Source organism: Chromobacterium sp. LK11 (assembly GCF_001043705.1).
Taxonomy (GTDB): domain Bacteria; phylum Pseudomonadota; class Gammaproteobacteria; order Burkholderiales; family Chromobacteriaceae; genus Chromobacterium; species Chromobacterium alkanivorans.
In genome coordinates, this window is the sequence record NZ_LDUR01000008.1 from 45,122 (window position 1) to 66,000 (window position 20,879).

At 64.9% G+C, this 20,879-nt stretch carries 20 protein-coding genes and 1 riboswitch; of the genes, 10 read left to right on the plus strand and 10 right to left on the minus strand.

The genetic code is table 11. From position 1 onward, the window contains the following. Nucleotides 1-11: 11 nt before the first annotated feature. Both VK98_RS04210 and VK98_RS04215 read left to right on the plus strand, forming a co-directional pair. On the plus strand, nucleotides 12-998 hold the full coding sequence (locus tag VK98_RS04210; protein ID WP_048412843.1) for a S66 peptidase family protein: 987 nt from the start codon (nucleotides 12-14) through the stop codon (nucleotides 996-998). Nucleotides 999-1,000: 2 nt separating this feature from the next. Next, complete coding sequence (locus tag VK98_RS04215; protein ID WP_053077213.1) at nucleotides 1,001-1,507, plus strand: GNAT family N-acetyltransferase; 507 nt, start codon at nucleotides 1,001-1,003, stop codon at nucleotides 1,505-1,507. A gap of 268 nt (nucleotides 1,508-1,775) precedes the next feature. Here the strand turns inward: VK98_RS04215 and VK98_RS04220 are convergent, their stop codons facing one another. The 4 genes from VK98_RS04220 to VK98_RS04235 form a co-directional block, all read right to left on the minus strand. Next, entirely contained in the window at nucleotides 1,776-3,095 is a 1,320-nt protein-coding gene (locus VK98_RS04220; RefSeq protein WP_082158744.1) for a hemolysin family protein, read from the minus strand. A 106-nt stretch (nucleotides 3,096-3,201) separates the two neighbouring features. Further along, the gene (locus tag VK98_RS04225; protein WP_048412845.1) at nucleotides 3,202-3,924 is read right to left on the minus strand and encodes a uracil-DNA glycosylase; all 723 of its coding nucleotides are present in this window, start codon (nucleotides 3,922-3,924) and stop codon (nucleotides 3,202-3,204) included. Nucleotides 3,925-4,039: 115 nt separating this feature from the next. After that, nucleotides 4,040-4,363, minus strand: coding sequence for a rhodanese-like domain-containing protein (locus tag VK98_RS04230; protein ID WP_048412846.1), 324 nt, complete (start codon nucleotides 4,361-4,363; stop codon nucleotides 4,040-4,042). Next, nucleotides 4,363-5,022 carry a protein-L-isoaspartate O-methyltransferase gene (locus tag VK98_RS04235; protein ID WP_048412847.1) on the minus strand — a complete coding sequence of 220 codons (660 nt, stop codon included), beginning with the start codon at nucleotides 5,020-5,022 and terminating at the stop codon, nucleotides 4,363-4,365. Before VK98_RS04235 ends, VK98_RS04230 begins: the two co-directional genes overlap by 1 nt. 93 nt (nucleotides 5,023-5,115) lie before the next feature. Continuing rightward, a riboswitch (TPP riboswitch) is annotated at nucleotides 5,116-5,266 on the plus strand. 120 nt (nucleotides 5,267-5,386) lie between these two features. Between VK98_RS04235 and thiC the strand changes: the two genes are divergently transcribed. Beyond that, a complete protein-coding gene (thiC, locus tag VK98_RS04240) occupies nucleotides 5,387-7,267 on the plus strand; it encodes a phosphomethylpyrimidine synthase ThiC (protein ID WP_369700240.1) in 1,881 nt (626 codons plus the stop codon). A 115-nt stretch (nucleotides 7,268-7,382) separates the two neighbouring features. Next, entirely contained in the window at nucleotides 7,383-7,616 is a 234-nt protein-coding gene (locus VK98_RS04245; RefSeq protein ID WP_048412849.1) for a DUF2789 domain-containing protein, read from the plus strand. Nucleotides 7,617-7,755: 139 nt separating this feature from the next. Here the strand turns inward: VK98_RS04245 and VK98_RS04250 are convergent, their stop codons facing one another. After that, entirely contained in the window at nucleotides 7,756-8,667 is a 912-nt protein-coding gene (locus tag VK98_RS04250; protein WP_053077214.1) for a 5'-methylthioadenosine/S-adenosylhomocysteine nucleosidase, read from the minus strand. 172 nt (nucleotides 8,668-8,839) lie between these two features. Here VK98_RS04250 and VK98_RS04255 point away from each other — a divergent pair, with 172 nt between their 5' ends. Both VK98_RS04255 and VK98_RS04260 read left to right on the plus strand, forming a co-directional pair. Further along, the gene (locus VK98_RS04255; RefSeq protein WP_048412850.1) at nucleotides 8,840-9,604 is read left to right on the plus strand and encodes an SDR family oxidoreductase; all 765 of its coding nucleotides are present in this window, start codon (nucleotides 8,840-8,842) and stop codon (nucleotides 9,602-9,604) included. A 602-nt stretch (nucleotides 9,605-10,206) separates the two neighbouring features. Further along, on the plus strand, nucleotides 10,207-10,731 hold the full coding sequence (locus VK98_RS04260) for a hypothetical protein (RefSeq protein WP_048412851.1): 525 nt from the start codon (nucleotides 10,207-10,209) through the stop codon (nucleotides 10,729-10,731). A 186-nt stretch (nucleotides 10,732-10,917) separates the two neighbouring features. On the opposite strand, the gene VK98_RS04265 is transcribed toward VK98_RS04260, so the two are convergent. Next, nucleotides 10,918-11,487 carry a PTS sugar transporter subunit IIA gene (locus VK98_RS04265; RefSeq protein ID WP_053077215.1) on the minus strand — a complete coding sequence of 190 codons (570 nt, stop codon included), beginning with the start codon at nucleotides 11,485-11,487 and terminating at the stop codon, nucleotides 10,918-10,920. Nucleotides 11,488-11,596: 109 nt separating this feature from the next. Beyond that, nucleotides 11,597-11,926, minus strand: a complete 330-nt coding sequence (locus VK98_RS04270) for a hypothetical protein (protein WP_048412922.1) — start codon at nucleotides 11,924-11,926, stop codon at nucleotides 11,597-11,599. A 160-nt stretch (nucleotides 11,927-12,086) separates the two neighbouring features. On the opposite strand from VK98_RS04270, the gene VK98_RS04275 reads away from it, so the two are divergent. Then, complete coding sequence (locus VK98_RS04275) at nucleotides 12,087-12,539, plus strand: GNAT family N-acetyltransferase (RefSeq protein ID WP_048412852.1); 453 nt, start codon at nucleotides 12,087-12,089, stop codon at nucleotides 12,537-12,539. 3 nt (nucleotides 12,540-12,542) lie between these two features. On the opposite strand, the gene VK98_RS04280 is transcribed toward VK98_RS04275, so the two are convergent. The 3 genes from VK98_RS04280 to pyk form a co-directional block, all read right to left on the minus strand. Then, on the minus strand, nucleotides 12,543-13,754 hold the full coding sequence (locus VK98_RS04280) for a winged helix-turn-helix domain-containing protein (protein ID WP_048412853.1): 1,212 nt from the start codon (nucleotides 13,752-13,754) through the stop codon (nucleotides 12,543-12,545). 139 nt (nucleotides 13,755-13,893) lie between these two features. After that, nucleotides 13,894-14,664 (minus strand): ABC transporter substrate-binding protein, encoded by a 771-nt coding sequence (locus VK98_RS04285; RefSeq protein WP_048412854.1) that lies wholly within the window; start codon nucleotides 14,662-14,664, stop codon nucleotides 13,894-13,896. Nucleotides 14,665-14,777: 113 nt separating this feature from the next. Further along, nucleotides 14,778-16,184, minus strand: a complete 1,407-nt coding sequence (pyk, locus tag VK98_RS04290; protein WP_048412855.1) for a pyruvate kinase — start codon at nucleotides 16,182-16,184, stop codon at nucleotides 14,778-14,780. Between the two features lie 729 nt (nucleotides 16,185-16,913). Here pyk and glpK point away from each other — a divergent pair. From glpK to glpT, 3 genes are all read left to right on the plus strand, one after another. Beyond that, nucleotides 16,914-18,419 carry a glycerol kinase GlpK gene (gene glpK, locus VK98_RS04295; protein WP_048412856.1) on the plus strand — a complete coding sequence of 502 codons (1,506 nt, stop codon included), beginning with the start codon at nucleotides 16,914-16,916 and terminating at the stop codon, nucleotides 18,417-18,419. 85 nt (nucleotides 18,420-18,504) lie between these two features. Further along, a complete protein-coding gene (locus tag VK98_RS04300; protein WP_048412857.1) occupies nucleotides 18,505-19,206 on the plus strand; it encodes an MIP/aquaporin family protein in 702 nt (233 codons plus the stop codon). Nucleotides 19,207-19,330: 124 nt separating this feature from the next. Continuing rightward, entirely contained in the window at nucleotides 19,331-20,677 is a 1,347-nt protein-coding gene (gene glpT / locus VK98_RS04305; protein ID WP_048412858.1) for a glycerol-3-phosphate transporter, read from the plus strand. Nucleotides 20,678-20,879 lie beyond the last annotated feature (202 nt).

Sequence of the window (20,879 nt, forward strand, 5' to 3'; positions counted from 1 at the left end):
AGACGCTTGCCATGACGGCTTTTCCCGCGCCGCTGCGGCCCGGGGACCGCGTCGCCGTCACTGCGGTGTCCTCCGGCGTGCCTCCGGTCTTGCACGGGCAGCTGGATCGCGCGCTGCAATGTCTGCGCGATCAGGGCTGGCAGGTGGTGGAGGGCGCTTGCCTGCGCGGCGAATCCCAGGACGCCAGCGCGCCGGCCGCCGAGCGGCTGGCGGAGTTGAACCGTTTTCTGTTCGATCCGACGATACGCGCCATCCTGCCGCCCTGGGGCGGCGAACGGGCGATGGAATTGCTGGCCGGCATCGATTTTTCCGCCTTGGCGCGGCTGCCGCCCAAATGGCTGGCCGGGTTTTCCGATATTTCCACCCTGCTGGCGCCGCTGACCCTGTTGGCGGGCTGGGCGACGCTGCACGGGCCGAATCTGTTCGATCTGGGCGATCCGCAGCGCGTGGAGGAGAATTCGGCGCTGCTGCATGCCTTGCGCCACGGTTTGCCGCCGCGGCAAGGCCATTACAAGGCGTTTTGGCGTTGGGACGCCCCCGGAGAGCGCTATCCGTCCGAACTGCGCGTGCTGGGCGCGCAAAAGGCCCGCATCGCCGGCCGCTTGATAGGCGGCTGCCTGGACACTCTCAGCCGCTTGCAGGGCAGCCCTTACTTCGACTTGCGCGCGTTCAAGCGGGAACCGGTGCTGCTTTACCTGGAAAACTGCGAGCTGAGGCCTTGCGAGCTGCTGCGCGCCTTGCTGGGACTGAGGCTGTCCGGCGCGCTGGACGGCTTGAGCGGGCTGGTGTTGGGCCGCAGCAGCGGGCCGGACGCCGCCGACGCGAACGCGCTGAGCTACCGTCAGGCGGTGGAGGCGGCTTTGGATGGGCTGCCTTGCCCGGTGGTGGTGGACGCCGACATCGGCCATCTGCCGCCGCAATGGACCTTGATGAACGGCGCCTGGGCCGAACTGGAAGTGGACGCCGGCCAGGCAACGCTGCGTTTTACGAAAGGATGAGCATGAGTTGGCAATATCGTTTGGCCGGAGCGAGGGATGTGGACGCGTTGCGGGCACTGATCATGGAGCATGGGCCCAATCCGTGGAACTGGCTGCCGGAAGACGGCGTGGAGCATAGCTTGCGCCAGGTGGCGGAGGGAGAGGCCTGGGCGGCCTTGTTCGAGCGCGACGGCCTGCTGGGCGCCGCCATCCTGTACCGGCTGCACGACGCGTTTCCTCTGCATCGGCCGGCCGGCGTCGCGACGGAGCAAGCCGGTTACATCATGGAGGCGGTGGTGAGGCGCGATCAGGCCGGGCAGGGCCTGGGCAGCTTGCTGTTGCAACAGGCCTGCGACGATCTGGCGGCGCGCGGCGCGCATTGGGTGGTGGCGGACCGCCATGAGGAAAACGCCGCGTCCGGCGGCATGATGCGCAAGGCGGGTTTCGCCGAGCTGGCCAGCTTCGACGATCCGGAACGCCGCGCCGGCGGCAGCCGCCGCAGCACGGTGTGCGGACGACGGGTGGGGTGAGCGGGGTTTAGACCCGCTAACAGCACCCCTGATCTTGTGTTGTGCCTCCTTGTCGTACTGCGGGTACTGCCTGCGTCGGCGCGCCTTGGCTCAGCTTCTCTGCGAGGTGTTGTTAGCTGTTCTTCGAACGTGTTTACGATCTTGCGAGCAAGAGCGAGACAAGGCGAAAACGGCTGAGAAAGCGGAATGTACATACGGTACATGAGCATTTCGAAGGCGTACTCATCGTGTAACGCTCCACGCAGCGCAGCAGATCGTAAACAGGTTCTTAGATGCCGTCGTCGGCCGGCAAGGCCGCCGGCGGAGCCGGCAGCCGGGTCACCAGGATCTTGTCGACCCGGGTTTTGTCCATGTCCACCACTTCGAAGCTGAAGCCGTTCCAGTCGAAACGGTCGGTGACGCTGGGCACCCGGCCCAGCTGGAACATCACCATGCCGCCCAGGGTGTGGATGTTGCCGCCGGCTTCTCCGGGCAGCGTCTCGGCGATGTCGAAGCACTCCTTGAAGCGGTCCAGCGACAGCATGCCGTCTATCAGCCAGCTGCCGTCCTCGCGCTGGGCGATGTCGTCGTTTTCGGCGCTGATGGCCGGCATGTCGCCGACGATGGCTTCAAGAACGTCGTTCATCGTCACCAGGCCTTCCAGCTCGCCGTATTCGTCCACCACCAGCGCCATGTGATGGCGGCTCTGCTTGAACTGCTCCAGCAACTGCATCAGGGTGATCTTGGCGGGCACGTAGAGCGGCTGGGACAGTTCCGCGGCGACGTCGGGCCGCTGCCCGGCCAGCACGCGGTCCAGCACCCGTTTGGCGTGCAGCACGCCGACGATTTGCTCGACGCCGCCGCGGCAGACCGGGAAGTGGTTGAAATGGTGGCTTTGTAGCAGGCGGTGGTTCACTTCGGGCGCATCGTCCAGATCCAGCGCCACGATGTCCTTGCGCGGCGTCATCGCCGCCGCCACCTTGCGGTTGTCCAGCCGGAAGATATTGGTCACCAGCTCCTGTTCGGCGCGGTCGAACACCCCTTCGTCCGCGCCTTGTTCCATCAGCACCCGGATTTCCTCCTCGGTGATGGACGGATCGCTGCTCTTCTTGGCGCCCAACAGCCGCAGCAGGACGTCGGTGCTGCGGCTCAAGGCCTGGACCAGCGGCGCGCTGAGCCGCGACAGCAGCAGCATGGGCCGCGCCAGCGCGGTGGCCACCGCCTCCGGGTTCAGCAGCGCCAGCCGCTTGGGCACCAGTTCGCCGAAAATCAGCGACAGCAGGGTGATGATGAACACCATCAGCGCCACCGACAGCGGCTTGCTGTACGGCGCCAGCAGCGGGAGATCCTGCAGCAGCCAGCGCAGCTGTTCGGACAGCGCCGCCTCGCCGTAAACGCCGGACAGGATGCTGATGGAAGTGATGCCTATCTGCACCGTGGACAGGAAGCGGCTGGGATCGTTGGCCAGCTTCAGCGCGGCCTGGGCGCCGCGCTGGCCGTCGTCCGCGCGTTGCAACAGCCGGACTTTGCGAGAGGAGACGATGGCGATTTCCGCCATGGCGAACAGGCCATTAAGCAGAATCAGGCACAGCAGGACGAGAATTTCCACGGCGCTAACACGGGATAGGAGCGGGAGCCCTAGCTTAGGCCATGCCGGCGCGGCGGAAAAGAGTCAAACGGGCAGGGCGGCGGCATAGGGGGGCCGCCGGGCTGCTTTAAAACAGGCTGTTCTGCGGCGCCGGAGCGCCCCACTGCACGGCGCCGCGGCCGCGCGACAGCAGCCAGGCGTTGACTTGCGAAAAATGACGGCAGCCGTGGAAGCCGCGGCTGGCCGACAGCGGCGACGGATGGGCGGCGTCCAGCACCAGATGGCGGCTGGCGTCGATGCGTTCGGCCTTGGTCTTGGCCCAGTTGCCCCACAGCAGGAACACGCAGCCGGCGCTTTGCGCGTTGACGGCGTCGATCAGCGCGTCGCTGACCATTTGCCAGCCCAGCTTGGCGTGGCTGCCGGCCTTGTCCCGCTCCACGGTGAACACGCTGTTGAGCAGCAGCACGCCTTGCTGCGCCCAGTGGGTCAGGTCGCCGCTATTGGGCACGCCGCAGCCCAGGTCCGCCGCCAGTTCCTTGTACAGATTGCGCAGGCTGGGCGGCACCCGCACGCCGGGCGGCACCGAGAAAGACAAGCCCATCGCCTCGCCGTCGCCGTGGTAGGGGTCTTGCCCCAGGATCACCACGCGCACATCGGCCGGCGCGGCGAAGGTCAGCGCGTTGAAGGTTAGCGGCGCCGGCGGGAACAGGATTTTGCCCTGCGTCTGCTGGGCTTGCAGTTCCCGGTCGATGCCGGCCAATTGCTGTTGAATGGCCGGCGTTGACAACACTTGCTCCCAGGCGGGATGAACGCGGGCCAGGGCGGGAGACAGGTAAGACAATGCTTGCATGGAAGATTCGGGTTCTAGCTATCGTGAGGGAATTGGAATCCGGCGGGCCGGTTTCGTTCCATGAAAAAGCCGTTCCCGCGGGAACGGCTGGCGACGACGACGCATGGCGGTGGGCTCAGTAGCGCGCCATTTGCGGATCCACTTCCGCGGCCCAGGCCTCCACGCCGCCGGCCAGGCTCAGCACCTGTTCGAAGCCGGCGTCCAGCAGGAAGCGCGCCACGTGCGCGCTGCGCACGCCATGGTGGCAGATCACCACGATGGGCGCGTCCGGCAGCTCGCTCATGCGCAGCGGGATCAGATTCATCGGGATGTGCAGCGAGCCGGGAATCATGCACAGCTGCACTTCCCACGCTTCGCGCACGTCCAGCAGCAGCGGGGCCTCGGCGGCGGTGTCGGCCAGCGCCGCCGCCAGATCGCGGGCGCGGATTTCCTGGACCATCAAAACGCGAAGCGTTCCGGTTCCACCGCTTCCGCCTTGGCCAGGCGGGCGATACAGGTTTCGAACAGACCGGTTTCGCTGAAGCTGGCTTCGGTTTCGCGCTTGATCAGCTTGCAGGTCATAACCGGCAGATCGCCCGCCACCATGATCAGGCGGCCGCCGACGGCCAGCTGGTCTTTCAGTTCCTGCGGCACCACCGGCAGCGAACCGCCGACCACGATCACGTCGAACGGCGCTTGCTGCGGCAGGCCCAGCACGCCGTCGCCTTCCACCAGGGTCACGTTGTCGATGCCGGCCTGCTTCAGGTTGGCGGCCGCGGTTTCGCGCTGGGCGGGATCGATCTCCACGCTGTAGACGTGTTGGCCCATCTTGGCCAGCAAGGCGGTCAGGTAGCCGCTGCCGGTGCCTATTTCCAGGATCTTGTCCTGGGCCTGGACGGCGGCGTCCTGAACCAGGCGCGCTTCCATTTTGGGCTGCAGCATGAAGCTGCCGTTGGGCAGCGGCAGTTCGGTGTCGACAAAGGCCAGGCTGCGTTTGTCGGCGGCGACGAACTGTTCGCGTTTCACGTGAAACAGCAGGTCCAGCACGTTAGTGTCAAGTACGTCCCACGGACGAATCTGCTGCTCGACCATGTTGAAACGGGCATTCTCAAAATCCATCAGCTCACTCCGGAGGGGCTTGCCGCCGCAGGAAAAACGCGGCGGCGTGTCATGGCGATAACTTGCGATTATCCCACATTTGCCGTACCTTCACAGCATCGCTAGGGGTCCTGCGCGACGGTCGACAAGATGATCCATATCCTTGAAAGGATAGGATAATCGTTAAAGATTGTTGCGCTGGTGAGAAACACCCTTGGAACCTGACCCGGATAATACCGGCGTAGGGAAGCGCAACTTGCTGTAGGTCCGGTTTTATCGACGCTGGATCGTCCGCAGCCCGCCTATCCGGCGGCTCGCTCCTTGCGCCATTCATCGACTATTGGAGAATCGCCCGATGAACGCGCCCGCAACGCCCAAACCTTCCATGGTGGTGGATACCGCCGCCATTCAGCCCTTGCCCAATTCCCGCAAGATCCACGTCGTCGGCAGCCGGCCGGACATCCGCGTGCCGATGCGCGAGATCTGCCAGAGCGACACGCCCACCCAGTTCGGCGGCGAAGCCAACCCGCCCATCACCGTCTACGACACCAGCGGCCCGTACACCGATCCGGACGCGCGCATCGACATCCAGAGCGGCCTGGCGCCGCTGCGCGCCGACTGGATCGCCGAGCGCGGCGACTGTGAGCGGCTTGCCGGCCTGTCCAGCGAATACGGCCGCGCCCGCGAGGCCGACCCCAAGCTGGCCGAGCTGCGCTTCAACCTGACGCGTCAGCCGCGCCGGGCGCTGCCGGGCCGCAATGTCAGCCAGATGCATTACGCGCGCCGCGGCATCGTCACGCCGGAAATGGAGTTCGTCGCCATCCGCGAGAACCTGCGGCGCCGCGAATACCTGGACTCGCTGCGCGCGGCCGGCGGCAAGAACAGCCGGTTGGTGGAGTTGATGGCGCGCCAGCATCCGGGCCAGGCCTACGGCGCGGCGCTGCCGGAGGAGATCACGCCGGAGTTCGTACGCGCCGAGATCGCCGCCGGCCGCGCTATCCTGCCGGCCAACATCAATCACCCCGAATCCGAGCCCATGATCATAGGCCGCAATTTCTTGGTCAAAATCAACGGCAATATCGGCAATAGCGCGGTAACGTCTTCGATCAGCGAAGAAGTTGACAAGATGACCTGGGGCATACGCTGGGGCGCGGACACCATCATGGACCTGTCCACCGGCAAGAACATCCATGAAACCCGGGAATGGATCATCCGCAATTCGCCGGTGCCCATCGGCACGGTGCCGATTTACCAGGCGCTGGAGAAAGTGGGCGGCAAGGCCGAAGACCTGAACTGGGAGATCTTCCGCGATACCTTGATCGAACAGGCGGAGCAGGGCGTCGATTACTTCACCATCCACGCCGGCGTATTGCTGCGCTATGTGCCGATGACCGCCGGCCGCATGACCGGCATCGTGTCGCGCGGCGGCTCCATCATGGCCAAATGGTGTCTGGCCCATCATCGCGAGAACTTCCTCTACACCCATTTCGAGGACATCTGCGAGATCATGAAGGCCTACGACGTGGCCTTCAGCCTGGGCGACGGCCTGCGGCCGGGCAGCGTCTGGGACGCCAACGACGAGGCGCAGCTGTCGGAATTGAAGACCCTGGGCGAGCTGACCGCCATTGCCTGGAAGCACGATGTGCAGGTGATGATAGAAGGCCCCGGCCATGTGCCGATGCAGTTGATCAAGGAGAATATGGACAAGGAGCTGGAGTGGTGCCACGAAGCGCCGTTCTACACCCTGGGGCCGCTGACCACCGACATCGCGCCCGGCTACGACCACATCACCTCGGCGATAGGCGCGGCGCAGATAGGCTGGTACGGCACCGCCATGCTGTGCTACGTGACCCAGAAGGAGCACCTGGGCCTGCCGGACAAGAACGACGTCAAGGAAGGCATCATCACCTACAAGCTGGCCGCCCACGCGGCCGACCTGGCCAAGGGCCATCCCGGCGCGCAGATCCGCGACAACGCGCTGTCCAAGGCGCGTTTCGAATTCCGCTGGGAAGACCAGTTCAATCTGGGCCTGGACCCGGACAAGGCGCGCGCCTTCCACGACGAAACCCTGCCCAAGGACAGCGCCAAGGTCGCGCATTTCTGCAGCATGTGCGGCCCGCATTTCTGCAGCATGAAGATCACTCAGGACGTGCGCGAATACGCGGCCAAGCAGGGCCTCAGCGATCAGGACGCGCTGCGGCGGGGAATGGAGGTCAAGTCGGTGGAGTTCCTGAAGGGCGGCTCCAAGCTCTACGACAAGGTGTGAGCGTGAACGGATGATCCAACGGCGGCCATGGCCGCCGTTTTTCATGGCGCAAGGGCTAGCGGCGGCGTGGCCGATTCGGGTCTATCATCAGACATCCCCTCATAGGAGAAGCGTCATGGACACCAGCGAACATTCCCTGTCCGGGCTGTTCCGCCAGTTGGGCCTGGCCGACGAGCCCGCCGCCATCCGTGCCTTCATCGCCAGCCATCCCCTGCCGCGCAACGCCGTGTTGGCGGACGCGCCGTTCTGGACGCCGGCGCAGGCGGATTTCCTGCGCCAGGCCTTGGCCGAGGATGCGGACTGGAGCGAGGAGGTGGATGAGTTGGCGGTGTTGTTGCAGGTAGCTTAGAACGTGTTTACGATCTCGCGAGCAAGAGTGAGACAAGGCGAAAACGACCGAAAAAGCGGAATGTACGGTTGGTGCATGAGCATTTTGAGGGTGTTTTCAACGCTGTATCGCCGAAGCGCAGCAGATCGTAAACAGGTTCTTAGCGGCTTAACGACCGCAACAATCCCCTCACCGTATTGGCGGCGTTGTCGGCGGCGATCTGCATGAAGGTGTCCATTTCATTGGCGTGTTCGCTGCCGCCGGCCAGATCCGACAAGCTGCGGAAGGCGATGAAGGGCACGCGGTTGGCGTGAGCCACCTGGGCCACCGCCGCGGTTTCCATATCCACCACCTGGGCCTGGTAAGTCTTGGCCAGATAATCGCGGTAGCCGGCGTTGTCCATGAAGATGGGGCCGGACAGGCCGTTGCCGCCGGCGACGATGCGCGGCGGCGCGGGCAGGCAGCGCTGGGCGGCGTCGCAGCCGCGCAGGGTGTCGGCCGGCAAGCCCTTGGCCAAGCGCAGCAATTCCGGGTCCACGTCAAACCAGAAGCGGGTTTCGCTGCCGCCGTCGGCGGTGGCCAGCTTGACGTCGCGCGGGTGGATCATGCCGTAGTTGGGACGCGCGGCCGGGTCCGCGTAAGGCGGCGGCGCGTAGCGGCCGGGCGCGGTTTCGCGCGCGTAGATCGCTTCGGCGTAATTGCCCCAGCGCCGCGGCACCGCCACGTCGCCGATGCGCAGCCGGTCGTCCACGCCGCCGGCGATGCCGCTGAACACGATGCGGCTCACATTGAAGCGGTCCAGCGCCAGCTGGGCGTTCATCGCCGCATTGCTCATGCTGACCCCGCTCATGAACAGCAGCACCGGCTGGCCTTCCAGTTGCGCGGTGGTGAAGCGCACGCCGTTGACGCGGTATTCGCGTTTGTCGGCGGCCTGGCTCAGCAGCAGGGTTTCCTCCGGACCAAACGCCGACACCACGGCGGTGCGCGGCGCCGCGTCGAGAACGGGAGCGGCGTGGACGGCGGCGCTCAGCGCCAGCAGCGCGCAAACAGATCGAATCTTGAATGCTTTCATGGTGAAAATCCGGATGGAAATGGAGTCGCGCCATGATAAACGGTTTTCGCGTCGAAACCGCGTTTCAAGTCAGCAAGAATCGGAATGCCAAACGGGTGGAATGGGCTGAGACTGAAGCCACTGCCGCGCCGAAGACCGGCGCAGGCCTCATTCACTGTCAGGAGAAACCCCCATGAGCGCATTGATCAATAAAACCGCCATCGTCACCGGCGCCAGCTCCGGCATCGGCCTGGCGGCGGCCAAGCTGTTTGCGCGCGAAGGCGCGCGCGTGGTGTTGGTGGCGCGGCGCGCGGCCAAGCTGGACCGGCTGGTGTCGGAAATCGTCGCCGACGGCGGCCAGGCCGCGGCCTTGGCCGGCGATCTCACCTCGGAGGATTGCGCGCGGGAGGCGGTGGAACTGGCGCTGGATAGATTCGGCGGCCTGGACATCGCCTTCAATAACGCCGGCAGTCTGGGCGCCTTGGGCAGCCTGGATCAGGTGTCGCTGGACGGCTGGCGCGCGACGCTGGACAGCAATTTGAGCAGCGCCTTCCTGTGCGCCAAGCATCAGCTGCCGGCCTTGCTGCGCGGCGGCGGCGGTTCGATGATCTTCACCTCGTCCTTCGTCGGCCACGCCATCGGTTTCCCCGGCATGGCCGCTTACGCGGCCAGCAAGGCGGGGCTGGTGGGCCTAGCGCGCACCTTGGCGGCGGAATACGGCGCTCAGGGCTTGCGCGTCAACGCCTTGCTGCCGGGCGGCACCGACACCGAGATGGGCCGCGCGGCGGCGGCGACGGCGGAACAGCGCGAGATGGTGGCCGGCTTGCACGCGCTCAAGCGCATGGCGGCGCCGGAAGAGATTGCGCGCGCGGCCTTGTTCCTGGCGTCGGACGCGTCCAGTTTCGTCACCGGCACGACATTGATGGTGGATGGCGGGGTGTCGATCAGCAAGCTGTGATTCGCGCCGCTTCAAGCCTCGCCTAACGATGCGCAGTCAATTGTTTAGCCGATTTTTGGCGCTTTTGGCGATGTTTTTGGAGCAGTTTGTTGCCAAAGACATTGAATCCGCTATACGGATGATGGTTTAGAACGTGTTTACGATCTCGCGAGCTAAGGCGAAAACAGCTGAGAAAGCGGAATGGTCAAGCGGTACATGAGCATTTCGAAGCTGTACTCACCGTGTAACGCTCCACGACGCGCAGCAGATCGTGAACAGGTTCTTAGTGCCGGCCCATCCGCGACGCGCAGCACCCTAGGCGCGGCTATTCCCATCCCGCCGGATGCCGCCGGCTTGACGCCCTCCCGCCCCTCCCCAACAATAGCCCCCGCGCCGCAGCAATCGCGGCGCTCGGGATTAGCCTCCCGCTTATGAGTTCTTACCGCGGATGCGCTGTTTCCACAGCGTATCCGCTGCCATTGCTTTGCCTATTCGGGCGGGCCATGGCAAGTGGCGCCCTGATGGGCGCGCCGGCTTTCGTAAGAACTCACCGGTAGGCTAACTCTTGTCATGTGCCCGCCCTGCCGCCTTGCGGCCGGGCCCTTCTGCTCAGGAGGTTGCAAATGGTAAAGCTTGTCCGTCCGGTGCTAGGCATCGAACTCTCTCCATCCCCAGCTGAAACTCAAGACATCCGTCTGGACTCCGTATCCTCACTCCCGCCGCTAGGTCCGCGCTCGCGCTACCGCTTTGCCGGCCCCCACGCCAAAGACCTCAGCCTGCCCTTTATCCGCCGCATCGCAGGCCGCACTTATCCGCATTACTGGCAGCCGGCCGAGGCCAAGGACGAGCTCGAAGCCTGCGCCTTGGGCCGCCAGTACGCCGCCCATCTGGCGCAGATGCTGAAGCTCAATCGCCAGCACTCGGCGCGCGGACTGTTGTTCCGCATCGCCAGCGATATGGATTTCCGCGACCGCGGCCACCGCCGCAGCATGTGCAAAAGCTTCTTCAACTATTTGGAGTTGTTGTTGAACCTGGGTGTGCAACAGGTCGATCTGGCGCAACACGTGGAGGCGGTGCAACGCTTCCACCTCAGCCTGGACGAGTTGGACACCTTGCAGCGGAAGCCACGGAGGAAGAAGAGGAGCTAAGCCGGGGAGGGGCGGCCGGCCCCGGCGGGGCTGGCTGTTGGAACCGGTTTACGATCTGCTGCGCGTCGTGAGACGTGGCACGGTGAGTGCGGCTTCGGAATGTTCATTTACCACTTGTAAACTCCGCTTCCTCAGCCGCAAGGCCTTTGAACAGGCTCTTAGCTCGCGAGATCGTAAACACGTTCTTCAGAAGCGCGCCACCACCTTGCGTTTCACCGTGTAATCCGGCCGCAGGCTGGCTTCGCTGTCCATGAAGTAGCGGTTGCTGTCCAGCAGGAAGTGCGGGTCGTTCAGCTCTTCGGGATCGGCCCAGTCGCACAGCAGGTGGTAGAGCGCCTGGGCGCTGTGGCAGCGTTCCAGCGCCTGGCGGAACGGCCGCTCCGCGAACATGCGCGCGCAGCTGGCCAGCAGATGGAGGTGGGCTTCGCGGCTTTGCCGCGGCAACAGCAGCACCAGCGCGGTGTGCACTGGCTGCTGGTCGGGGGCGTCGAAGGCGATGGGGGTTTGCAGCCGCAGCAGCAAGGCGCGGGCTTCTTCCAGCCCATCGATGCGGGCGTGCGGCAGCGCCAGGCCATGGCCGAGCGCGGTGCTGCCGGCCTGTTCGCGCTCGCGCAGCGCCGCGGCCAGCGTCGGGCGGTGCAGCGCGTGGCGCTGGGCCAGCTGGGAGGCGGCGCATTCCAGCAGCGCGCTTCTATTGGGCAGGGCTTGATTGAGCAGGATGTCTTGCGGGCCGCAGAGGTCGGGCAGGGTCAGCATGGCGGATTTCTCCTTTGGCTAGGGGTGCGACCTCATCCTAGTCAGAGGGGGCTAAAGATCCGCTAAAGAAAGCGCGCGGCGGCATAAAAATGCCGCCAACGCGGCCGGCTTATTTCTGCTCGGTTTGCGGCTGCTCGGCCTTTTTCTCCTGGGCCTGCAGCGCGCCTTTGACGGCGGAGGCTTGCTCTTTCAGCTTGTCCACTTGTTCTTTCAGTTCCGGGCTCAGCGCGGCGGCGGCGGCGCCGGCCTGTTTGGCCGCGCCGATGGCGGCGCTGGCTTGTTCCTTGAGTTGGCCCAGCGGCGCGCTGCTGTCCTGCAGCGTGTTGTGAACCGTGCCGATGGCGCTGGAGGCGGATTCCTGCAATTGGTTGGTTTGCTTCTCGCTGCAAGCGGCCAGAGCCAGGGCGGAAGCGGCGGCGATCAAAAGCGTGGCGCGCATGTAAACGTCCTCGTTGGGGAAAATGCTGTATTGAGCGCCGGCGAAGGCCGAAGTTCCTGCGGTGGTTCCTGGCATCAAGGACAAGTGGTTCTTATGACTCTGTCTTGGCTGAGCCACAATGCGCGCATTGGGCGCGTGCGCGCCGCCACTGGAGATCTGCATGAGCGATACGCTTTCCATCCGCCCGTTGCGGGCCGAAGATTACGAGGCCTGGTTGCCGCTATGGCGCGGCTATCAGCGTTTTTACCAAGTGACGATGGACGAGGCCACGGTCGAGGGGACCTGGCGGCGCTATCTGCTGCCGGATCACGCGATGCGCGGCTGGCTGGCCTGGGACGGCGAGCGGGCGGTGGGGCTGGTGCACATCGTATTGCACCCCAGCAGCTGGTCCCTGGGCGATTATTGCTATTTGCAGGATTTGTTCGTGGCCGAGGATTGCCGCGGCCTGGGCGCCGGGCGGCAACTGATCGAATGGGTGTACCGGTGGGCGCGCGAGCGCGAGTGTTCGCGGGTGTATTGGCTGACCCATGAGACCAACGCCACCGCGCGGCGGCTTTACGATCTGTTGGCGGAGAACCTGGGTTTTATCCAGTACCGCAAGCAGCTGACGTAGTTTTCAGGCGGTCAGCGCGGCCGCCAGCGTCCCCGGCGCGCGTTCCACGTGCAGCCGCGGCGCGCCGTGCCAGTCGGCCAGCTTTTGCAGCGCGGTCTTGAGGTCGGCGCTCAGCCGCGCGCTGTGGCGCACGCCGGGTTCCAGGTAGAGCGCTTTGACCTCGAACACGCCCTGGGCGCGGTGGGCCTTGGCGTCCAGCCGGCCCACCAGCTTGCCGCGGTTGAGGATGGGCAGCACGAAATAGCCGTACTGGCGTTTGGGCGCCGGGGTATAGCATTCTATGCGGTAGTCGAAGTCGAACAGTTCCGACGCGCGCTTGCGGTCCCAGACCAGCGGGTCGAACGGCGACAGGATGGCGGTGGCGCTGGCCTTGAGCTCGCCGGCCGCGGCGCGCGGCAAATATTCCGCCAGGCCGGCGTCGACGAAGACGTCATGCTGCCAGCCGTCGATGCGCGCCGGAATCAGCTCGCCGGCGTCGGCCATCTGGTGCAGCATGGCGTCGTAGCGGCCGCGCTTGAGCCGGTAGTAATCGGCCACCCAGCCGGCCTTGACCACGCCCAGCGCGCGGCAGCTGTTGCGCAGCATCCGCCATTGCGCCTGTTCCTCGGTGGGCAGGTCGCGCGCGTCGTCCCAGCCGGGCTTCACCCGTTCCGCCAGATCGTAAACGCGCTGGAAATTGCGTCTTTCCTTGACCATCAGCCGCCCCAGCGTGAACAGCACTTCCAGGTGGCGCTTCTCCGGTTTCCAGTCCCACCAGCCGTTGCCCTTGCCGTCCTTGCGCTCGAAGTCCGCCGAGCGCGCCGGACCGTTGGCGCGGATGCCTTCGACCAGCGCGTCGATGTCGGCGCGGTGCTGTTCCAGCCAGCGCAGCGAGAATTTCCAGCCCATCGCTTCCGGATTCAGCATGCGGTGGCGCAGCAGGCCGTAGTCCTCGGCGGGGACGAAGCAGGCTTCGTGCGCCCAGTATTCGAACAGCCGGCCTTCGGCCAGCAATTGGTCCAGCCAGGCCGGGTCGTAGGAGCCCAGCCGGCTGTGCAGCACCAGATAGGGGCTGCGCGCCACCACGTGGATGGTGTCGATCTGCAACAGCGCCATGCGGCGGACGGCGGCCAGCACGTCGGCCTTGCCGGCTTTGCGGCGCGGCGGGCTCAACAGGCCCTGGGCGGCCAGTTGCAGATGGCGGGCTTGCTGCGGCGACAGGTGCAAAATGGACATGGCATGGTCATCGGTAGGACAAGTGGATGACTATAACAAAATCCGTTTTGCGCGGGGATGAAGCTCGCGCGGATTCAGTCGCCGCGCGAGCGGGAAGGAGGGCGGGCCTGGTGCGGGATGGCGGCGTGTGGCCCGGTTCTCAGGGCTTGCTCTGGCCGGCGAAGAATTGCTTCACCAGCTGTTGATAACTGCCGTCCTGGCGCATTTTCTCCAAAGCCTGGTTGAAGCGTTGCAGCAGCGGCAGCTGGGGCGAGGTTTTGTTGATGGCGAGGTAAGTGGCCTTGCTGGCCAGGATGGCCGGCGCTATCGCCAGGTTGGAATAGGCGCCGTTTTGCATCCTGGCGTCCATTGCTTCCTGTATCGCCAGCACCGCGTCCAGATTGCCGCGCTGCAGCAGTTGCAGGTTCTGGCGGTCGGAATCGCCGTCGTAGGCGATGAAGCGCTTGTCGGCGCGGGCGCGGTCGAATTCGTCGCCGTAGCTCCAGCCGGCCATCACGCCGACGCGCTTATTGTCCAGATCGGCCAGACCGCGGAATTCGATCGGGCGCTGTCGGAGATAGACCACCACGATGCGCTCCTGGTACAGCGGCAGGCTGAAGTCGTAGCGTTGTTCGCGGTTGACGGTTTTGTAGATGCCGGCGGCCGCCATCGCGTTGCGGTCCAGTTCGAACAGCGCGCGGCGCCAGGTCAGCGCTCGAAAGGCATGGGGGATGCCGGCCTTGTCGCAGACGGCGCTGACCAGGCGCGGGTACAGGCCGCCGACCCGCTCGTTCTCACCGTACATGAACGGCGGCGCGTTGGCGTCCACCGCCACGGTCAGGGTTTCCGCTTCCTGCCCGCGGCAGGGCGCGGCCAGGCTAGCGCATAGCAGCAGCAAAGTCAGGCCGAGGCGGCGGATGCTAGCGGTCATCGAGGCGAATCCGGTGCGTGCTGATCAGCTAAGCATAGCCGCTGTCGCGGCCGGCGGCGGGCAAACAAAAACGGAACCCGAGGGTTCCGTTTGTTTTGACGTTTAGTCGGCGCTCAAGGGTAGACGATGCGCAGCAGATTGGTGGTGCCCGGCGTGCCGAACGGCACCCCGGCGATGATCACCATCGGTTTGCCTTGCTCCGCCAGGCCCAGCTTGGTGGCGGCGAAGGTGGTCTTCACCACCATGTCTTCCAGGTTTTCCGCGTCCGGGCCGTTGTAGGCCACCACGCCCCAGACCAGGGTCAGCCGGCGCGCGGTGTCCAGCCGCGGCGAGATGCCGAGGATGGGGGTGTGCGGGCGCTCGCGCGCCAGCCGCAGGCAGGTGGAGCCGCTGGTGGTGAAGGCGGCGGACACGGTGACCGGCAGCAGCGAACCCACTTTGCGCACGCAGGCGGCGATGGCGTCGGCGCGGTCCGGCGCGTCGGCGGCGCTGTAGTCCAGCGCCATCACGCGGCGGTAATCCGGCGCGCTTTCCACGCGGCGGATCACCCGGTCCATGATGCGCACCGCTTCCAGCGGGAACTGGCCGGCGGCGGTTTCCGCCGACAGCATCACCGCGTCGGCGCCCTCGTAAACCGCGGTGGCCACGTCGTTGGCCTCGGCGCGGGTGGGGGTGGGCGCGGTGATCATCGATTCCAGCATCTGGGTGGCGACGATGACCGGGCGGCCCAGGTGGCGGCACTGGTGGACGATGCGGCGCTGCACCACCGGCACGTCTTCCGGCGGCAGCTCCACGCCCAGATCGCCGCGCGCCACCATTACCGCGTCGGCCAGTTCGGTGATGGCGTCCAGTTCGTCCACCGCCGACGGTTTTTCGATCTTGACCACGATGCCCAGTTTCTGGCCCACCAGTTCGCGCAGCTCGCGCACGTCGTTGGCGGTCTGCACGAAGGACAGCGCCAGCCAGTCCGCGCCTTCCTTCAGCGCGAATTCGGCGTCCAGCCTGTCCTTATCGGTGATGGCTGACAGCGGCAAGATGGTTTGCGGCAGATTGAAGCCCTTGCGGCTGGACAATTCGCCGCCCACTTCCACCCGGGTGGCGATGCGGCGTTCTTCCACTTGTTCCACGTGAAACGCCAATTTGCCGTCGTTGACCAGGATGCGGTGGCCGGGCTTGAGCGCGGCGAAGGCTTCCGGATGCGGCAGGCTGGCGCGTTGGGCGTCGCCGTCCACTTCGTCCAGCACGAAGTCGAATTTGTCGCCGGTGTTCACCGTCGCCGGCACGGCGAACTGGCCGATGCGCAGCTTGGGTCCTTGCAGGTCCACCAACACGCCCAAGGGACGGCCGACGGCGGCTTCGGCGGCGCGAATGGAGGCCAGGCGCGCGCGGTGGTCGTCGTGATTGCCGTGGCTCATATTGAGGCGGAACACGTTCACGCCGGAGCGGGCCAGTTCCAGGATGATTTCGGGCGTGCTGGACGCCGGGCCCAGCGTGGCGAGGATTTTGGTATTGCGAAGCATGACAGTCCTTTATGCCCGGTCCGGCCGCGGCGTCGCGCGCGGCCGGGCATGGGCGGTGTTGTTTTGCCAATCACATCCGTGTGTCTTTCCATCTAGGCTGCGCCGCGCTTGATGGAACTGTCTGTCATGCTGCCACAGTCGGGCTGTAGCGGCTTGACTACGTAAGGCCGGCGGCGCGGAGGGCCGGAAAATGCGCGATCTGTGTGCGAATCCCGCCACGCGGCCGAGGTGAATGTTCGTTTTTTGCGCGTTTTACTCTCTTTGGCGGCAAGCGGGACGGGGCGCCGAAACGCTAGCCCAGGGTGGATCTTGGGACCAGAGCATTGTCATTTTATCTCCAGATAAAGACAAAAACTTTGTTGCAACACAGAGTCAGTGGAGAATCCTGGTGCTCAATGCGCTGCAACATAGGGTTTTTGCTCGATAACTTGCTGAAACGGCATCATTTGTAGTGGGGCGCTACAGGCGCTAAATCCTTGTCTTTATTGCTTTGCAGCATGGATTGGGGCGGTGTGGAAAGTCGCGATATTAAGATTTTTTTACGAAGAACGATTGACAAGCTTGGGCCGGGGCCTAGAATGGCTCGAAAATAAAACGAACGTCATAAGTACAAAAAGAAACATTATCAATAACTTGAGCGATGGAGCACGGTCCAGAACCGGCATCCGCCGCCGCATGCAACGAACGAACAGACACTAGGCCGCCCACCGGCTGAACAGGAGAAACCCTATGCAGGATCAATTCGTGTTGGCCTTGGATCAAGGCACCACCAGTTCTCGCGCCATTTTGTTTAATCGCAGCGGCGACATCGTGTCGCTGGCGCAAAAGGAATTCCGTCAGATCTACCCGCAGCCGGGCTGGGTGGAACACGATCCGCAGGAAATCTGGGGCGGGCAGGTGGGCGTGGCGGCCGAGGCGGTGGCCAAGGCCGGCATCGACGGCCGCAGCATCGCCGCCATCGGCATCACCAATCAGCGCGAAACCACCATTGTGTGGGACCGCGAGACCGGCCACCCGGTGTACAACGCCATCGTCTGGCAGGACCGCCGCACCGCCGAGTTCTGCGATGAATTGAAGGGGCGCGGCCTGGGCGAGTTGATCCGCTCCAAGACCGGCCTGCTGGTGGACGCTTATTTCTCCGGCAGCAAGATCAAGTGGATTCTGGACAATGTGCCGGGCGCGCGCGAACGCGCCCGCGACGGCAAGCTGGCCTTCGGCACCGTGGACAGCTGGCTGATCTGGAACTTCACCCACGGCAAGGTGCATGTCACCGACGTGTCCAACGCTTCGCGCACCATGCTCTACAACATCCACACCCTGGAATGGGACGCGGAGCTGCTGGACATCATGGGCGTGCCGGCCAGCATGCTGCCGGAGGTGAAAAGCTCCAGCGAAGTCTACGGCCACACCCACGCCGCGCACCTGGGCGTGGAAATCCCGATCGCCGGCGTGGCCGGCGACCAGCAGGCGGCCTTGTTCGGCCAGCAATGCACTCGCCCCGGCATGGTGAAGAACACCTACGGCACCGGCTGCTTCATGATGCTGAACACCGGCGACGCCCCGATCGAATCCAAGAACAATCTGCTGACCACCATCGCCTGGAAGGTGGACGGCAAGGTGCAGTACGCGCTGGAAGGCTCCATCTTCATCGGCGGCGCGGTGGTCAAATGGCTGCGCGACGGCCTGGGCATCATCCGCCATTCCGCCGACGTGGGTCCGCTGGCGCAGGAAGTGGCCGACAGCGACGGCGTCTACCTGGTGCCGGCCTTCGCCGGCCTGGGCGCGCCGCACTGGAACCCGAACGCGCGCGGCACCATCGTAGGCGCCACCCTGGGCACCAAGGCCGCCCACATCGCCCGCGCGGCGCTGGACAGCATCGCCTACCAGACCATGGACGTGCTCAAGGCGATGGAGGCCGACGCCGGCCTGGACATCGCCGAATTGCGCGTGGACGGCGGCGCCACCGTCAACGAGCTGCTGATGCAGTTCCAGTCCGACATCCTGAGCGTGGACGTGGTGCGCCCAAGGATCACCGAAACCACCGCGCTGGGCGCCGCCTATCTGGCCGGCCTCGCCGTCGGCTACTGGAAGAACGTCGAAGACGTGCAGGGCCAGTGGCAACTGGACCACCGCTTCAAGCCGCGGCTGGAAGCCGCGCAAGTGGCCGGCAAGGTCAAGGGCTGGCGGCGCGCGGTGAACGCCGCCAAGGTCTGGGCCGACGACGAACAGGCTTGACGCAAGGGTCCGTCTTGGACGCGACGACTGATATGCTCCGCCGCCAGGGCGCGGCGGACGCACTCCTTATCCGGAAGAAACGATCATGAATCCTTTAATGGGCGAATTCATCGGCACCGCCTTGCTGGTGCTGCTGGGCAACGGCGTGGTGGCCAATGTGCTGCTGAAAAACACCAAGGGCCACAATAGCGGCCTCATCGTTATCGCCTTCGGCTGGGCGATGGCGGTCTTCGTCGGCGTGTTCAGCGTGGCGGCGATCAGCGGCGCCCACCTGAACCCGGCGGTGTCGGTGGCGCTGGCGGTGGCCGGCAAGTTTCCTTGGGACAAAGTGCCCGGCTACGTGTTGGCACAGATGCTGGGCGGCATGAGCGGCGCCGGCCTGATGTGGCTGATTTACCGCAAGCACTTCGACAGCACCGATTGCGCCGACACCAAGCTGGCCACCTTCTGCACCGGCCCGGCCATCCGCAGCCTGCCGGGCAATCTGGTGTCCGAAATCGTCGCCACCTTCGTGCTGGTGTTCGCCATCCTCAGCATGGTGGCGCCCAAGATGTCGCTGGGAGCCATCGACGCGCTGCCTGTCGCGCTGCTGGTGTTGGGCATCGGCGTGTCGCTGGGCGGCACCACCGGCTACGCGATGAGCCCGGCGCGCGATCTGGCGCCGCGCATCATGCACGCCATCCTGCCGATTCCCGGCAAGCGCGACAGCGACTGGGGCTACGCCTGGGTGCCGGTGGTGGGCTCGCTGATCGGCGGCGCGCTGGCGGCCCTGGCCTATACCCTGTGATGCCTGGCCGGTTCTTTGGAGCCGGCCGCAGTTTTCGCGCGGCGGCGCTTTAGCCGCCGCGTTTGTAATCCGGAGCCGACGCAGAGCGGACCGTAGTTGCCACACTAAAAAATGAGGTGTTCCCATGATCAGCATGTTCCGTCCGGCGGCGCATCAGCCGCTATTGCCCTCCTCTGAGCAAGACAGCTTGTATCGAAGACTGCGCTGGCAGATCTTCCTCGGCATCTTCATCGGCTACGCCGGTTATTACCTGGTGCGCAAGAACTTCTCGCTGGCCATGCCCTACCTGGTGGAGCAAGGCTATTCGCGCGGCGACCTGGGCTTCGCCATGTCCGGCGTCGCCATCGCCTACGGCATTTCCAAATTCCTGATGGGCGCGGTGTCGGACCGTTCCAATCCCCGCGTCTTCCTCAGCGTCGGCCTGATCCTGTCCGCCGCCGTCTTCCTCTTGATGGGCTTCGCCCCCTGGGCCACCTCCAGCGTCGGCATCATGTTCGTGCTGCTGTTCCTCAACGGCTGGTTCCAGGGCATGGGCTGGCCGGCCAGCGGCCGCACCATGGTGCACTGGTGGTCGCAGAAGGAGCGCGGCGGCATCGTGTCGATCTGGAACTGCGCGCATAACGTGGGCGGCGGTCTGATCGGTCCGCTGTTCATCCTGGGCATGGGCTGGTTCAACGATTGGCGCGCCGCCTTCTACGTGCCGGCCGCCGCCGCCATCGGCGTGGCCATCTTCGCCTACCTGACCATGCGCGACACCCCGCAGTCTTGCGGCCTGCCGCCGGTGGAGGCCTACAAGAACGACTACCCGGAAGACTACAACGCCAGCCACGAGCAAGAACTGAGCGCGCGCGACATCTTCAAGAAATACATCCTGCCCAACAAGCTGCTGTGGTACATCGCCTTCGCCAACGTCTTCATCTACCTGCTGCGCTACGGCGTGCTGGACTGGGCGCCCACCTATCTGAAAGAGGTCAAGCACTTCTCGGTGGATAAATCGTCTTGGGCCTACTTCCTGTACGAATGGGCCGGCATTCCCGGCACCCTGCTGTGCGGCTGGATGTCCGACAAGTTGTTCAAGGGCAACCGCGGCGCCACCGGCATGCTGTTCATGGCCCTGGTGACCGTGGCCACCGTGGTGTACTGGCTGAACCCGGCCGGCAACCCCACCGTGGACATGCTGGCGCTGATCGCCATCGGCTTCCTGATCTACGGCCCGGTGATGCTGGTGGGCCTGCACGCGCTGGAGCTGGCGCCGAAGAAAGCCGCCGGCACCGCCGCCGGCTTCACCGGCCTGTTCGGCTACCTGGGCGGCTCGGTGGCCGCCAACGCGGTGGTCGGCTACACCGTCGATCACTTTGGCTGGGACGGCGGCTTCATGCTGATGGTGGGCTCTTGCGTCGCCGCCATCGTGCTGTTGGCGCTGACCACCTGGCACGGACGCGGCCAGGACGCCGTCTTGAACCGAGTTTAGATCCCGCAGGGCCCGGCGCTGCCGGGCGCTTTACGAGGCGGCGACCCTGGTTGCCGCCTGTTTTTTTGTGTATTTCCGCGTTTAAGCAGTTAAAAAGACAAAATCGCGTGCTAACAACGTAAAAACGAAAGCGAAATGTTGTATTTTTGTTCGTTTATAATTATTCTGGGTAGGATGGCATCGTCGGCGCGCGGATGCGCGC